This is a genomic window from Methanomicrobiales archaeon HGW-Methanomicrobiales-1, from assembly GCA_002839675.1.
Classification (GTDB): domain Archaea; phylum Halobacteriota; class Methanomicrobia; order Methanomicrobiales; family Methanospirillaceae; genus Methanoregula.
Map to the genome: position 1 here is coordinate 17,526 of PGYM01000002.1, position 14,359 is coordinate 31,884.

The 14,359-nt window shown below is 54.7% G+C and carries 15 protein-coding genes; 6 read left to right on the forward strand and 9 right to left on the reverse strand.

From position 1 onward, the window contains the following. Positions 1-3 precede the first annotated feature (3 nt). The gene (locus tag CVV30_06175) at positions 4-1,620 is read left to right on the forward strand and encodes a hypothetical protein (protein PKL69161.1); all 1,617 of its coding nucleotides are present in this window, start codon (positions 4-6) and stop codon (positions 1,618-1,620) included. 14 nt (positions 1,621-1,634) lie between these two features. Beyond that, positions 1,635-1,838: a hypothetical protein gene (locus CVV30_06180; protein PKL69162.1), complete on the forward strand. Its 204-nt coding sequence runs from the start codon at positions 1,635-1,637 to the stop codon at positions 1,836-1,838. A gap of 49 nt (positions 1,839-1,887) precedes the next feature. Here CVV30_06180 and CVV30_06185 read toward each other — a convergent pair whose 3' ends face one another. From CVV30_06185 to CVV30_06195, 3 genes are all read right to left on the reverse strand, one after another. Next, complete coding sequence (locus CVV30_06185) at positions 1,888-2,925, reverse strand: hypothetical protein (protein ID PKL69163.1); 1,038 nt, start codon at positions 2,923-2,925, stop codon at positions 1,888-1,890. Between the two features lie 44 nt (positions 2,926-2,969). Beyond that, positions 2,970-3,809, reverse strand: coding sequence for an endonuclease (locus tag CVV30_06190; protein ID PKL69164.1), 840 nt, complete (start codon positions 3,807-3,809; stop codon positions 2,970-2,972). A gap of 83 nt (positions 3,810-3,892) precedes the next feature. After that, positions 3,893-4,813: a hypothetical protein gene (locus CVV30_06195; protein PKL69165.1), complete on the reverse strand. Its 921-nt coding sequence runs from the start codon at positions 4,811-4,813 to the stop codon at positions 3,893-3,895. A 71-nt stretch (positions 4,814-4,884) separates the two neighbouring features. On the opposite strand from CVV30_06195, the gene CVV30_06200 reads away from it, so the two are divergent. Then, a complete protein-coding gene (locus tag CVV30_06200) occupies positions 4,885-5,628 on the forward strand; it encodes an MBL fold metallo-hydrolase (protein PKL69166.1) in 744 nt (247 codons plus the stop codon). A gap of 16 nt (positions 5,629-5,644) precedes the next feature. Here the strand turns inward: CVV30_06200 and CVV30_06205 are convergent, their stop codons facing one another. Together CVV30_06205 and CVV30_06210 are read right to left on the reverse strand one after the other, a co-directional pair. After that, positions 5,645-6,220 (reverse strand): flavodoxin family protein, encoded by a 576-nt coding sequence (locus CVV30_06205; GenBank protein ID PKL69167.1) that lies wholly within the window; start codon positions 6,218-6,220, stop codon positions 5,645-5,647. A gap of 88 nt (positions 6,221-6,308) precedes the next feature. Then, positions 6,309-7,889 (reverse strand): hypothetical protein, encoded by a 1,581-nt coding sequence (locus CVV30_06210; GenBank protein ID PKL69168.1) that lies wholly within the window; start codon positions 7,887-7,889, stop codon positions 6,309-6,311. A gap of 169 nt (positions 7,890-8,058) precedes the next feature. On the opposite strand from CVV30_06210, the gene CVV30_06215 reads away from it, so the two are divergent. Further along, on the forward strand, positions 8,059-9,660 hold the full coding sequence (locus CVV30_06215; GenBank protein ID PKL69169.1) for an ATP-dependent RNA helicase: 1,602 nt from the start codon (positions 8,059-8,061) through the stop codon (positions 9,658-9,660). Between the two features lie 60 nt (positions 9,661-9,720). Next, positions 9,721-10,221 carry a hypothetical protein gene (locus tag CVV30_06220; protein PKL69170.1) on the forward strand — a complete coding sequence of 167 codons (501 nt, stop codon included), beginning with the start codon at positions 9,721-9,723 and terminating at the stop codon, positions 10,219-10,221. A gap of 120 nt (positions 10,222-10,341) precedes the next feature. Here CVV30_06220 and CVV30_06225 read toward each other — a convergent pair whose 3' ends face one another. The 3 genes from CVV30_06225 to CVV30_06235 form a co-directional block, all read right to left on the reverse strand. Continuing rightward, the gene (locus tag CVV30_06225; GenBank protein PKL69171.1) at positions 10,342-10,527 is read right to left on the reverse strand and encodes a hypothetical protein; all 186 of its coding nucleotides are present in this window, start codon (positions 10,525-10,527) and stop codon (positions 10,342-10,344) included. A gap of 73 nt (positions 10,528-10,600) precedes the next feature. Continuing rightward, complete coding sequence (locus tag CVV30_06230; GenBank protein PKL69172.1) at positions 10,601-11,056, reverse strand: endonuclease; 456 nt, start codon at positions 11,054-11,056, stop codon at positions 10,601-10,603. Between the two features lie 90 nt (positions 11,057-11,146). Next, positions 11,147-12,019 carry a flavodoxin family protein gene (locus CVV30_06235; GenBank protein ID PKL69173.1) on the reverse strand — a complete coding sequence of 291 codons (873 nt, stop codon included), beginning with the start codon at positions 12,017-12,019 and terminating at the stop codon, positions 11,147-11,149. A 129-nt stretch (positions 12,020-12,148) separates the two neighbouring features. Here CVV30_06235 and CVV30_06240 point away from each other — a divergent pair, with 129 nt between their 5' ends. Then, the gene (locus CVV30_06240; GenBank protein PKL69174.1) at positions 12,149-12,847 is read left to right on the forward strand and encodes a Fe-S oxidoreductase; all 699 of its coding nucleotides are present in this window, start codon (positions 12,149-12,151) and stop codon (positions 12,845-12,847) included. A gap of 178 nt (positions 12,848-13,025) precedes the next feature. Here CVV30_06240 and CVV30_06245 read toward each other — a convergent pair whose 3' ends face one another. Beyond that, a complete protein-coding gene (locus tag CVV30_06245) occupies positions 13,026-13,592 on the reverse strand; it encodes a hypothetical protein (protein ID PKL69752.1) in 567 nt (188 codons plus the stop codon). Between the last annotated feature and the right edge of the window lie 767 nt (positions 13,593-14,359).

Consider the following 14,359-nt stretch of genomic DNA (forward strand, 5'->3'; position numbering starts at 1 on the left):
CAGATGCAGGAAAAACCACCCGTGGAAAAGAGCAGGCCGCGTCTGGGCGTGGACTTTGGCAATAGCACGACGGTCGTTGCCCTGCGGGATGAGACCGGCACAATCAGGCTCCCTGATTTTTCCGGATGGTCAACCTCCTTTCCGGTCGCCGGGCAGGAACACCACGTTCCCCGGATTCCGTCACAAATCCGGTACAGCGATACCGGCACCCGGTACTTCGGGGCGGAGGCGCAGCAGGAGGGGATGGCACCTGCCGGTGTGGCACGATGGCTGCGCCATTACATCCTTGAGAACAGCACCGTGCAAGTCCCGGGAGCGGACGGGAAGATGACCGGGTACAGGAACGCAGGCTCTGATTTCCTCACCGCACTCCTCACCCATGCACTCCGCAACACTACGGGCACCAGCGAAGTGGTCTTCTCCGTTCCGGTAAATGCATCCGGTATGTATTCCACATGGCTCCATGCGGTGGCAACTGCCGCAGGGTTCAGTGTCCCGTTTTTCATCGATGAGGCCTGTGCTGCTGCACGGGGATATGGCCTGCCCCTTGTGCCCGGGTCACTCTTCCTTCTGATCGATTTCCACCCGGACGGGCTCGATATTGCTCTTGTCACTCCATGCGAATTCTCGCCCGATGCAGGGAGCCAGCATTCCCGGGTGCTCGGGCAGGCGCATGATGACATCGGCGGATCGGTGATCGACGCGTGGATGGTGCAGGATATCTTTACCCGGAACCGGTTGCAGGAAACCGATCCCAGGACCGCCCGGCTGCTCCCCCTTATCCGGAACGAAGCGCAGCGGGTCCGGCTGGCGCTGGTGCAGGATTCGGAAGCGGAAGTCCGTATGAGCGATCCGGTGTCAGGATTTTCTCTCGCCGAACAGGTCAGCAGGACGGACCTTTGCCGGATCTTTGACGAGCGGAGACTGTTTGCAACCCTCAACCGCACCATCGACCGGGCACTGTCCGTGTCGGGCATACACGGACAGGAAGAGAAGCGGATCACGGCTGTGCTGATGGTGGGGGAGTGCAGCGCGATTCCCTGCGTGCAGGACGCGATAAAACAGCGATGGGGAGCCGGGAGGGTTTACTGCGATCATCCGACCGATGCGATTGCCCGGGGTGCGGCAATGGCGAGCCCGGAAATCCTTGAACCCAACCGGATCCGGAATGATTATGCCATACGTCACTGGGACCCCGTTGCCCGGGAATACCGGTACCGGTTTATCGTCCGTAACGGGGCCCGCTACCCCAGTGCCGGGCAGGTTGCACGGTTCATCATCAGCGGGGTTTACGACGGGCAGGCGTACCTGGGCATCCCGCTTTGCGAGATTTGCACTGCGGGAGATGACCCGCACAGCCACATCGAACTGGTCTCAAATAACAAGGGAGAACTGCAGATCGCCGGGCCTGCTTCCGATGCAATGCCGGCAGTATGCCCGGCACTCGTGAACATGCAGGAACCAACCCTGCTCCATGCATCACCCCCGGCAAAAAAAGGCGAACCGCGTTTTGAACTCACGTTTTTCCTTGACCGGCAGGGATACCTGTGCCTCACTGCACGGGACCTGCTCACCGGTCTTATCGTAAAACGGGATGCTCAGGTATTCAGGCTGAATTAATACGGAGAGAGAAAATGACCATGCAGGAACTGGAAATTACGATTGACAACGAAGGCAGGGTACTGATTCACGTCAACGGGGTAAAAGGAGAAGATTGTCTCGCGCTGACAAAAAACCTTGAAAATGCGGTCGGCGATGTGCAGGAGCGATCCTTTTCTTCGGACTACTATGAACAGCCGGTCACTGTATCCCAATCGCAGAAAAACGGGCTGCGGTAAAAATTTTCATCAGAATATTTTTATCGGGATAGCCGTCCCGGTCAGGCAATCAGCAGAAATTCTCGGTTACGTAAATCTTGTCATCAGAAGAGAACGCAACACCAATTCCTTCAAACTGGTACCGCGAAGTGAGGATATTGTGGCGGTGACCGGGGCTGTCCATCCACCCGGTGACCGCCCGCTCGGCAATCTCGTCTACTGTACTCCAGTTATATGCAGTAATTACCCCTTCGGCATTGGAATAGTACGAGGCGTACCGTGTTCCCAGGTAGAGGTTTTCCGAGATTCCGTTATACGAACCGCCCTTGACGACCCTGATACAGGGATAGCCCGCAGCATTGCCCCGGTCCCTTGCCAGCAGACCGTCGGGATTCATATGTTCGAAAAAGTTCCTTATCACCATGTCCCAGCTGTGCCCCCGCGCAATATCTGCAAGGAACGGATCGTAGGAAAGGGTAGAGAGACCGTTCTGCTGTCGCTGGTTATTGATGAGTTCATGTACCCGCACCTCCAGTGCGGCAGGATCAAGGTAAGGCGCTCCCAGGGTGCTGCTGGTGTAGGAACTTACCGGGGGCTGCGGGGGCACCTTCGTGGTTTCGAGCGTAATGACGGTGGTTGGTGCAGCGGTTGGCACTGTCGTTGTGGGTGTGGGAGGAAGAGTCCTCGTTGTTTGCACGGATGTCAGAGTTGTTATTGGAGCCGTTGTTGTTGCTGAAGGTACCGTTTTCGTGGCTACCGGAGTAGCCGTTGTACCGGTCGCAGGGATAGTAGTCACGCCGGGCAGGGGCATTCCCGACGGGGATTGCTGAAGAGGGAGATTATTGTTGGCGCTTGCCGTGCCGGCCAATGCGGTACCGGTCACCGCCATAAGCTGTGGGAGCAGGAAAATGGCTGCAACACCAAGGATCAAAATAACGGCGATTGCAATAATCCGGACCGGCATACCAGAGCTGGCGGGACCTGCCCCCTGAACATCTGGCATCGCAGCAGGGGCCGGGTCCGGAAGCGGTGCCCCGCAGGACGTGCAGAACTTCTGGACGGAAAACTCCTGTGCTGCGCCGCATTTCGAACAGAATCTCCGGGCCATGAGTGTATGAGCATGGTTACCGGACAGGAAAAAAGATATCGGGATTAACCGGCCAGTTCCCGTACCCTGGCAATATTCCCCCGATCATCCCGCCGGTCATCGACCGGTGTCTCGCAGACGAGGGGCAGGTCCTTAAAGGCCGGGTGGTGGAGGATGCGCCGGAACCCGTCCTCCCCGATAAAACCCATGCCGATATGCTCGTGCCGGTCAAGACCGCTGTTCCGGTCGGCTTTCGTGTCGTTCAAGTGCACAACTTTGAGGTTCTTTATACCGAGTAATTCATCGAATTGTGCCACCGTCTCTGCGATGCCCTCATCAGTCCTCAGTTCGTAGCCTGCGGCAAACGCATGGCAGGTGTCAAAGCAGATGCCCACGCGGGCGGGGGTATCGATTCCGTCCATGATACCCCGGATATGCTCGAAACTGCTCCCGACACTGTTCTTCTCGCCCGCGGTGTTCTCAAGGAGCAGCATCACGGAATTACCCGAAGCGGAAAGGGAGGTATTGATCGCTTTGATTACCCGCGCTCTCCCACCGGCAATCCCGTCCCCGAGGTGGTGCCCGAGATGCGTGACAAGATAGGGAATTCCCAGTTTCCCGCACCGGTCAAGTTCCTCGGTTAAGGAGGTGATGGATTTTTCGTAAACCTCCGGTTTCGGGGAGGCAAGGTTCGGGAGATAGGGCATGTGGTCGACCGGGAGGAGACCGGTTGTTTTAATTTTGGCCCGGTACGCTTCGCAATCTTCATCAGTCAAGGGTTTGAATCCCCATCCCCGCGGGTTTCTTGAGAACTGCTGGAAGACATCGCAGCCGGCATCCATTGCCCGGTCCACTGCGAGATCGAGCGAGCCAGCCATTGAAACATGAACACCGACACGTACCATTGCACACCTTGTATGCATTCCGGTTCGGGGCAGAGCTATGATAAGGTTGTGATCGTACCGGGCAAAAAAAGGCCGAAAAAAAGTTATTCTTTTCTCATCACAAGGATGAGTCCTGCAAGCCCGATCGCGCCGATTGCAGCGAGCGGCAGCATGCCGGATTTTGTAGTCGGAATCATTGCCGGAGATGAAGTGGTAGCAACCGTTGGGGCTGCTGTCCTGAGCGCCTCATCCGGCCGGGTGGTGGTTGCTGTGCGGATGTCAACCTGTGCTGCGCTGATGGGCGGCACTACCTTGATGATATAGACCGAAACCGCCTGGGGCCCGATCATGCCAGCTTTACCCGGGCAACTCGAGGAGAGTGCCTGCCCTTTGACAAAGGTGACTGCCACACTGGAGCCATCGTTCCTGCCATTGTAGTTTAAGGTCTCACCGGGCTTGAGTGCCTGTGCAAAGACTTCCCTTCCCTCGCTCATTACCTTCACATTTGATGACTGTGCTGTGCAGGTCGTGCCCGTGCAGGCAGCACAGTCCGGAACCGTGGTTGCATCCAGCGCGTAATTGCCCATAAGTGGCGTTGGTATCGTGCTGAAATCTCCAACAATATCGGTTACAAACTCCTCGTTGGGCCGTGAACCGAACAGTTTTGCGAGCGTGATCCAGGTCTCCCCGGCACCCCCGATGCTGGTTGCAACAACCGGGTCACCGTTGGTAAAAACCGAGAAAACAGCCGGATCCGGTACCGTTCCGGTAAGCACCTCAACACTCATCGGCGTATAGGTACAGACCGGTGCACCGGTTGCAGGATACGAGCACCCGTATTGCTGGGGGTGTTCAATAGTCAGCATATTCTTGGGCTGGTTGAGAGTTGCAACCGTTCCCTTGAGGGTGACTTCCTGGATGATCGCACCGACCGGTACACACATGCAGCATAAGAACAGGGCTGCAACAATGACGATAAGCGTTGTCTGTTTCATAATCAAATCTCCTTTTTGTTTATCGACCATCGATGTACAGGAATAAAAAAGGATCACTGAAACCTGAACTATTTTGCCGTTGGAGAGCACACTTCACTGGTATGAAGGTCACATTCCTCGGTACCAATGGCTGGTTTGATACCGCAGCCGGCAATACGGTCTCCGTGCTTGTCCAGTCAGAAGAGTATGATATCATCTTCGATGCGGGGAATGGGATTGCAAAAGTGGACCGGTATATCACCCAGAAAAAACCGGTGTACCTCTTCCTCAGTCACCTCCATATCGACCACATTGCCGGGCTGCACACGCTCGTCAAATTCCGGTTGAAAGGAGGCCTGCATGTCTTCACCCAGAAGGGAAGCATGACCGATCTCAATACCTTTGTCCGGGACCCCTACACCGTGCCGTTTTCCGGTCTTCCCTACAAGGCAGAGATCACTGAACTGGCTGAGGGCAGGCATTTCCTGCCATTTACCGTGGAGTGCCGCCCGCTCGTTCACCCGGCCCCCTGTTTCGGGTACCGGCTGGAGATTGATGGAAAGGTGATCACCTACTGCACCGATACCGGCGTCTGCGACAATGCCATTGCCCTCGGGCGGGATGCGGATCTCCTTATCACCGAATGCGGGCTCAAACCCGGCGAGGAAAGCCCGGGGTGGCCGCACCTCAATCCGGAGAACGCGATCCATATCGCACAACAGGCGCACGCAAAGCAGCTTGCCCTCATGCATTTCGGTGCGGAAGTGTACAAGACAGTGGACGAGCGGCTCGCCCTGAAGCAGCGGTACGAAAAAGAATGGCCGGGCCTGATTATTGGGATAGATGACCTGACAATTGAGGTATAACAAAAGGGGAAAAAGATTATTCTTCCAGCTTCTTCATCAGCCACGCCATGTTGATGCCCAGCGTCTTCATGGTCATAATACCTTCATCATCGCCGTTCACATCACCGGGTGCAAGACCTATGCCGACATTCCAGTACGAGGAACCCGGCACCATCATCTGGTTGATGAAGAAGAAGTGGTTGAGGGTATCAAACGCATGAATACCCCCGCACCTGCGTACGGCAATCACTCCGGCCCCCACTTTCCTCCGGAACATGTCCTGGTTTGCCTTGGCCACAAACCCCGCCCGGTCAATGAGCGCCTTCATCTCTGAGGACACATCGGAAAAATAGGTGGGGGATGCAAGGATGATCCCGTCTGCATCGAGCATCTTCTCAATGCATTCATTGACTACGTCCCCTTTTACTGCGCACCGCTTGTCCTGGTTCTCAAAACATTTCATGCAGGCAGTGCAGCCCCGGATCTTCTTTCCTGCAAGCTGCACGAGTTCGGTTTCAATACCCGCTTTTTTCAGTTCATCAAACACCGTATCGACAAGGATTGCCGTGTTTGCGTCTTTTCGCGCACTGCCACTGAATGCTACAACTTTCATAAGAGATCTCCGATCCTTGGTTTTGTTTTGGATCCTATAGAATGATCGTCAGGCACTCATGCGAAAAACGTCCCGGGTGCCGGAACGATCAGGATTTTTCCGCAAACCGGTATTCCCCTTTTGGTACCAGCATCTCGAACCGGGCCCCTTTTCCTTCTGTACCGGTCTCTTTGATCGTGATGTCCGTGATGGAGAGGATCTCCCGGACAAGGTACAGGCTCATACCACTCTTGCCTTCAATTTTTCGTTCGAATATTTTTTCTTTCCACGGTTCCGGAATCCCGGTTCCATTATCCTCAAAGATCAGGAGGAGCCCCTCGGGAATTTCCTGGTAACGGAGAGCGATTTCTGTTGCCGTTTTACCATGGATGATCACATTTTCTGCCAGTGCCTGAAAGACGTTTTCGAGAAACGGATCAGAGTAGATTTCAAGGTGATCCAGCTGAATGGTCCGGCTCAGGTGCGAACTGTCGACATGCGAAATTCCCAACGCAAAGACCTGTGAAACATCCTGCCATGCCGGGGGTTTTCTCCCGAGATCCTGGTAATTCTTCGCAAACTGGAGTGTGGAAGATATCGTTTGGATAATCTTCTCCTGTTTCTGCCGGTAGCCCTGTGTTTTTTCATCAGCGGGCTGCTGTTTTTCAAGTTCGAAGTACCCGGAAAGAGAGAACAAGGCATTCTGGATATCGTTAAAGGTGATAGCATTGAGTATACTCAGTTTCCGGGTTGCCCGGTTCAGTGCATCTTCTGCCCGCCTGCGCTGATCCAGTTCCGCATTCAGTTCCGCCGTCTTCTGCGCTACATTACTTTTCAGCATGTGGTTCCAGATCACCAGCAGGACGATTACCAGGATGACTGCGCCGGCCAAAAAGGCAACGATCCGGAAATATTCTGTGTTCACAACGGGAGTGCCGTACCAGGTGCGGTCCAGGGCATCGTACTCACTCTGGGGGATCTTGACAAATCCCTGATTTATCTCAGTGAGAAGTACGGTATTTCCCTTCTTCACCGCACGGTGGAGGGCTCCTGACAGGATTGGGGAAGTGTACCTGAACTGGTCCTGTATCCCCTGGTTGTAGAGATAATAGATACCGCTGGGCTTGTCAAGGATAAATACGACAATATCGCCGTCTTTTGCTGCTTTGACAACCGATGCATAGCTGTCATATTCCCTGACGGTGACGCCTCTCATTTTCACATCCGCAATCGAGCTGTCGCCCTTATGCATACCGACAACAAATCCATCCAGAGAGTCAAGACTGGAAATGCCCGGGACATTTGCGTTGAAAAATATTACCACGTCCACATCGGTATAAGAGGGAGTGAAATCGTAGACCTTCGCCCGTTCATCTGAAAAAAAGATTGTGTCGATGACATCGAACTCCCCGGCTTCCATACGGTGGATCGCGTCATCCCATGCAAGACCGGTGATCTCCACTTTTTTACCGGTCTGCTTCTCCCAGAGCCGCCACATGTCCACCGAGATCCCGACAAGGTTTCCCTTTGCATCGCGGAACGAGAACGGGGGATAGTTATTATCCATGACAACGGTGATGACACCATCACTGACCGACTTGTCAGTTGCTGCAAGAGAAGGAGTAAAGACGAGGGTACACACGAGCAAAAGCAGGACAATAAGAAGCGATGTGCGATAACCGGAAATCATAGTCTTGTTGCCCCTTATCGTGCCAGAATAAAATGACTATTGCCTTTACGATGAAGCGCCATAAAAATATTGTCCCGTGAGCCGGGAAGAAATTCATGGTTTATGCCGGGTAATAATCCATGGATCAGTACGCCATCTTATGAGCTCTCACGCTAAATAGAGCAGCGATATGAATACTCGTATACAGTTCTCCGATTTCAACCTCTCAAAGGAGATCGGAAAAGCCATTGAAGATATGGGCTTCGAAGAGCCCTCGCCTATCCAGGCACTCGCCATTCCTCTCATACAGGCCGGGCGTGACGTAACCGCCCAGGCACAGACCGGGACCGGCAAAACTGCCGCATTTGGGATTCCTGTTATCGGAAAGATCGATCCATCCAAACGTGTAGTCCAGGCCATTGTGCTCTGTCCCACCCGTGAACTTTGTATCCAGATCGCAGAGGAGTTCTCACATCTCCTCGCGCATCTCCCGAAGATCTTCGTTCTTCCGGTGTATGGCGGCCAGCCTATCGACCGGCAGCTCCGGGCACTCCATTCAGGAGTCCACATCGTGATCGGCACCCCCGGGCGTGTCATGGACCACCTTGACCGCAGGACGCTCGTCCTCCATGATGTTCATACCGTTGTACTCGATGAAGCCGACCAGATGCTCGACATGGGATTCCGGGATGATATCGAACTTATCCTCAAGAAAGTCCCGCAGGATCGCCAGACCCTGCTCTTCTCGGCAACCCTTCCCCAGCCAATCATTGACATCTCGAAGCGGTTCATGAACAAACCCGAGTTTGTCAAGGTCCAGTACGCTGAACTAACGGTGCCGAAGATCGAGCAGAGTTACATCGAGGTCAAGGAACGCGAGAAGATCGATATTCTTTGCCGGTTAATCGATATCGCCGATCCGCACCTGACTATCATCTTCTGCAACACCAAGCGCCGGGCAGAAGAACTTGCCGGCAAGATCAAGGCCCGGGGCTACCGGGCAGAAGAGCTGCACGGTGACATGAAACAGTCCCAGCGCGACCGCGTTATGCAGGGATTCAGGAAAGGCTCCATCGAGATCCTGATTGCAACCGATGTTGCTGCACGCGGGATCGATGTCGATGACGTCGACATGGTGATCAACTTTGACATCCCGCAGGATGTGGAGTACTATGTCCACCGTATTGGCAGGACCGGGCGCGCAGGCAAGAGCGGCAAGGCAATCACCTTTGTCTCGCCCAAGGACTTCAACAAGCTCCGCGAGATCCAGCACTATGCAAAGGTCCAGATACCCCGCATCCCCGTTCCCTCGCAGAGCGATGTGGCAGAGACCAGGACCAAGGCAGTGCTCGAAGCAGTGCGCGAGACCATTGTGGCAGGAGGTCTCGAGACCTTCATCCGTGTCATCGAAAAGGAGACCGAAGGAGATCTCAACACCGTTGACATCGCCGCTGCACTCTTAAAGATGCAGATGGAAGAGCGCCTCGAGGCCCCGACAGAGAAACGCGAAGATATGAACTTTGCCGACACCGGCGCAGAAGTCGGCATGGTCAGGTTCTTTTTGGCGGTCGGAAAGCAGCACAAGGTTGCCCCAAAAGACATTGTCGGCGCCATTGCCGGTGAGACTGGCATTCCCGGAAAAGCGATCGGTGCGATCCGGATCCTTGACTCCTACTCCTTTGTCGAGATCCCCAAGGAAAACGCTACCGAAGTCTATACCATTATGAAAGATCGGACCATTCGCAACCAGCCAACCGGTATCGAGCCGGCAGCGGGTAAGAGAGCGTACTAACGCCTCCCTTTTTTTCATTATCCCATAACACTCAAATATTTCTTAGTGAGAAGTGTGTGTATGAACACCAGATGGGTTTTTTCCCTCTTCTTCGTCCTTGTCGTCCTGCTCCTCGCAGCAGGCTGCACCCAGACGCCACCCGCAGCCCCTGCAACACCGGTACCAACCGCTGTCGAAACTATGGAAGCAACAACACCGGCTCCTGTAGCAACTACCGCTGCATCGCTGACACCCGGCCCCGTCCAGACCCTGCCGGATGCCTGGGGCATAGATGTCCAGGTAGCGAGCAATGGCGAGGCAGTCGACCCCCAGATTACAGTAACGTGTATGGGTGGAAAAGGGCTCAATGTTGTAACACAACTGGATGTAGTAGTTACCCGATCGGATGGCGTAGTGGAGACCGGTTCCATCAAGAGGCCACTCTATAAAGGAGCCTCGGTATCATTGCGCAGCACCACAAAACCCGGATACGTTGACCGGGCAGAAGTCTATGCATACACCCCCCAAGGTGACAAAGTAAAGATCTATGATGCGTACGTACCATTCCGGTCGTACCACTGAGTGGGTAATAAAAAACCCAACTTTTTTTGTTAAACACCACCGAACGTGGTGCGACATTCATTCCCGTTAAAAAAAAACAGAAGGCCGGTTCTTACCGGCAAGTAATTCCTGCAAACCGTATCATTGGTATCGGCATTCGCCCAGCTTTGCCACCGAAAGGACAATAATCGGGATAAGAATCCCCCCTGCAATGATAGCATACCCTACGGGTTCATCCCCAAAAGGCGGCATGTATACCACCCACACACCGTTTGCTATCACAAACAAGGCAACAAAAAAACTCATGACTTTTATTATGGTGTCCATCAGCCTGCTCCTGTGGGTAATATAAAAAGTCCAAGTAAAAAAGGACTTCTGCCGGAAAAAATGCTGAGTTTTTTTATGAATCTGCTATCTTCATCGTCTGCCATGAAACCGCTTTGTTCTCAACGGCATTGCGGATCACCCGCTGTGTCCGCGTGAGGGTTCCCGTACCGTGTTTCACATCCATGAACACGATCCGTATGTCTTTACTCTTTTCATCGGCGACTTCGGTCAGGCCATCAAAGATAATGTAATCAATGGGAGACCCGATAAACCGGGCATCCGCAGGATTGAACGGGAACTCCGGTAATATCGGTGCCATCTGCTCTGCGATCTTTCCCTTGAGCGTGGAGCGCGACCGGTTCACTGAATCTTTCCGTATCTCTCCGGCCGCCTCCATCTTCCACGTCTCGAGGTCTGCCCGGTATTTTCCCTCAATTGCGGTGATCTGCGCTTTTACAAAATAATACCCGAGCGCAAAACCGAGAACAAGCGAGATGATGATGGGGATGAGAAGATCCTCTAGCGGCATGACAAGAGGGTTGGCGATGCTGCTATAACTCGTTTGAGATGGGGAGGCACACGGGACAAATCATCCGGCAGGAGGTGAGGGAATCAGGAATTATTCGAAGAGCCGGGTGATTTTTTCCTTAACATTGCACTCCAGCCCGGGAATAGTCCTGATATCCTTCACTGCATCTACGTGGTCGATGAGCACTTCCCCAGCCGGTTCAATATCCAGGTTCCGCAGGAACGGAGAAATCACGCGGGTGATGCAGGTAAAATTTTCCTCTCCCTTTCTTCCGGCAACGGAGAAGATCAATCCTTTCTGTCCCTGCTTCCCGCCGTATAACACCCGCTCTGCATGGTACGCCTGGCAGCGGTCGATGACCAGCTTGAGCCCGGCGGGCACGGTATTGGTATAGACCGGGGAGCAGACAACGAGAAGTGATGTTGCCCGGATTGCGCTGATGATCTCTTCCATGTCATCATCAAAGACGCACGCGCCGGTATTGTAGCACTGGTAACACCCGATGCAGCAGTGGATGCTCATGTCATGCGGGTAGATGACCTGCACCGTTTTACCCAGCCCGTGCGCAGCCCCGGCTGCCCAGCCGGCAAGGATGCCGCAGTTCCCGTCCCCACGGGGGCTTCCCTGGATCACGACCAGATCGGGCGAGGAGGCACGCGGATGCCGGGGGGACTCGGGCCGGTGATCCTGGAAAAAAAGATCGGGGTTGGCACGGAGTTGCTGTTCCCAGTCGTCGGCGGCCTGGAAGGCAACCGTCTCTGCTTTCAAGGGGACCAGGGGCGAGTACTCAAACGAATTGGTCCGGAATACGGCGCGGATCTTATCGTTGGATGAAACGGCCAGCGTATATCGTATCATGCCGGGATATACGGCGGAAAAATCCTCGCGGTGCAGGGTAAGCGACAGGCGACTGGCATCGTCACCAATCTCCCTGCTGCGCAGGAGTTCACGCACCGGTTCCATGACCGTACTGACACACCGGAGAGGAAAAATGCTGCGGTAGTATCCTCCCGCTGAACGAAAACCCTCGAAAGAGCAATAAACACTGCCAGCACAATTTCCCACAAACCGTTGAGGTGATCCTTCATTTCCATGATGCCCATTCCTTTACGTATCGCTGCCCTGACGATGGAGCGTTGCAGCCTCCTTGATTTCCCCGTTGAGCGTCTCGCAGAAATAATACGGGATATCAAATTCCGCTGTACTTCCTGCGCAAAATGCTGCACGCGGGAGTTCAACGGGCATGTCTTCCTGTTAGACCGGGATGTGACGGCAGTAAAAGCCATTGAACCCGATGCGCTGGAACCCGCCCCGTCGCCGGAGTTCTGCGACCAGAACGGGACGTTTTACGTCTCCGGGTATGCCCTGCGGACAAAGGACGACGATCACGGTTCCTGCTGGTTTTTGGAAAATGGCAAATGCCGCATCTACGAGAACCGCTTTGCCATCTGCCGCGTGTACCCGTACATGCTCCACCGCGAACCCGATGAACAGGGCGTCGTGGACTGGCGGCAGTTCTCCGGGCTTGACCAGCACGGGGAATATGATGCCACCATCCCTGACGAAGAAAGCCTGGCGCTCGCCCGCGAGACCAAGGAATACGAGAACGCGTTTCTCACGCAGGAGATCCAGTTCCTCGAATACATGCAGCACTATTTCGCCCGCCACCATCTCCGCCACGTGCAGAAGATTTATGACGACAAGTTGAGGGGATTTTTGAAAGGCGATGAGATCACTGTCAAAGTCTATTATGACGGGGCTCTCGAAGAGCACCGGATCGTAAACGGTTAAACCGTTTGAAAATTCCCCATACGGTTCATTTTTTTTTACCGGGTTCAACCCCGTTTTTAGCAGGAACCGGTTCAGGATTTGCCGGCAATGATCGTTCCAAAACAGGGGGCAAAATCCCCCCGCTCCACTGCAAAAAACGGTCCGGATCGTTATGTATGACGGGGTGTTGAACGATCCATCAGGACTCTTCCGTCTGCTTGGCCGGGCAGAAATTACAGATGGAGGAGAACACTTCCTTTTCCTTGTCCCGGATCAGGCAGTAATAGTCCCTGCCCCGCTGCTCGACTTTGAATCCCCCGGGAAACGGCATGCCTACCGGGTGACCTGGTTCACCGAGCACGAACATGGAAAACGCTGCGATCAGGTAATAGAAGAGCCGGTTCTTCGGGTTCCGGAAGTACGGGTTGCGCTCGCTCGCTTCATTGAGGTCAAAGCACCCTTCCGGCAGCATATCGCAGAATTTCTGGAATGTTTCCGGATCGGCAAGGGGCGTGTCCATCCGTTCAAACGCCCCGCGCCGGTGAAAGGACAGGAGTTCGTGATGCTTCCCGAAGAGCTGCTTGTGGAAGTAGGGGCGGATTGCCTCGCGGTACGGGGACGGGAGTTTTTCTATATCATTGTAGAGCCGCCCGCCGATGATCTGGAGATCAAAAAGGGAGTATTTGTGCACTTCATGGACAAGGATGATGCCGAGTTCCCCGCGGGTCCGGGCGCTGCGGAGACGCCGGGCTGCATCCTGTATCATGCCGGCCTCTTCTGCATATTCCCCGGAGAGTTCGGGCGATTCCGTTACGGATTCCATGCAGTCATGCACCTCGTACTATTCAGTCTCGAAAAGAAACGGGAAAAAGGTATGCGTTGGGGGCAGGTTTTTCCACGGTTATTGCGCGAAGGCTGGATCCTGTACTTCAAATTTATTTTCTGATGATACCCTGATGGCGTCATCCGGCCGCCACGACAGGACGGGTTGTGGCATCTCCGGAAACTGATCCGGGCATGCCGGAGATCAGTTCCGGTAAAAGAGGGGGTGGGAGCCCCTCATGTGCCCGGAGGGGTACCCACCCCTCAAGATAATGAGGGGGGACCCCCTACCCCCCACTCTTTCGAAAGACAGGGGCCCACCCCCCTCCGGTTGCATGCATCCGGCCACCGCTTCCGATGGAGTCACGACGGATGGGCCATCCCGTCTTTCAAAATAAAAGGGGGGGTGGGTACCCCTCTCTCAGCATGACAGGGGGGTACCCCTCCCCCACTCTTTTGAAAGACAGGCTCCCACCCCCCCCTCCGGTTGCATGCACCCGGGCGCGGCTTCGCATGGAGACACGACGGAGAGTGTGACTCACGATCGCCAAATTCGCGAGGGGGGTGGGGGCCCCTCTTAGACCCGGAGGGGTACCCACCTCCTCCCCCGCTCAAAAAAATGAGGGGGGACCCCCCACCCCCCTGTCCTCAGCAAGACGGGGTACCACCCCCCACTCTAGGGAATCACCCGGTCGCATTGCGGAAGTTTAT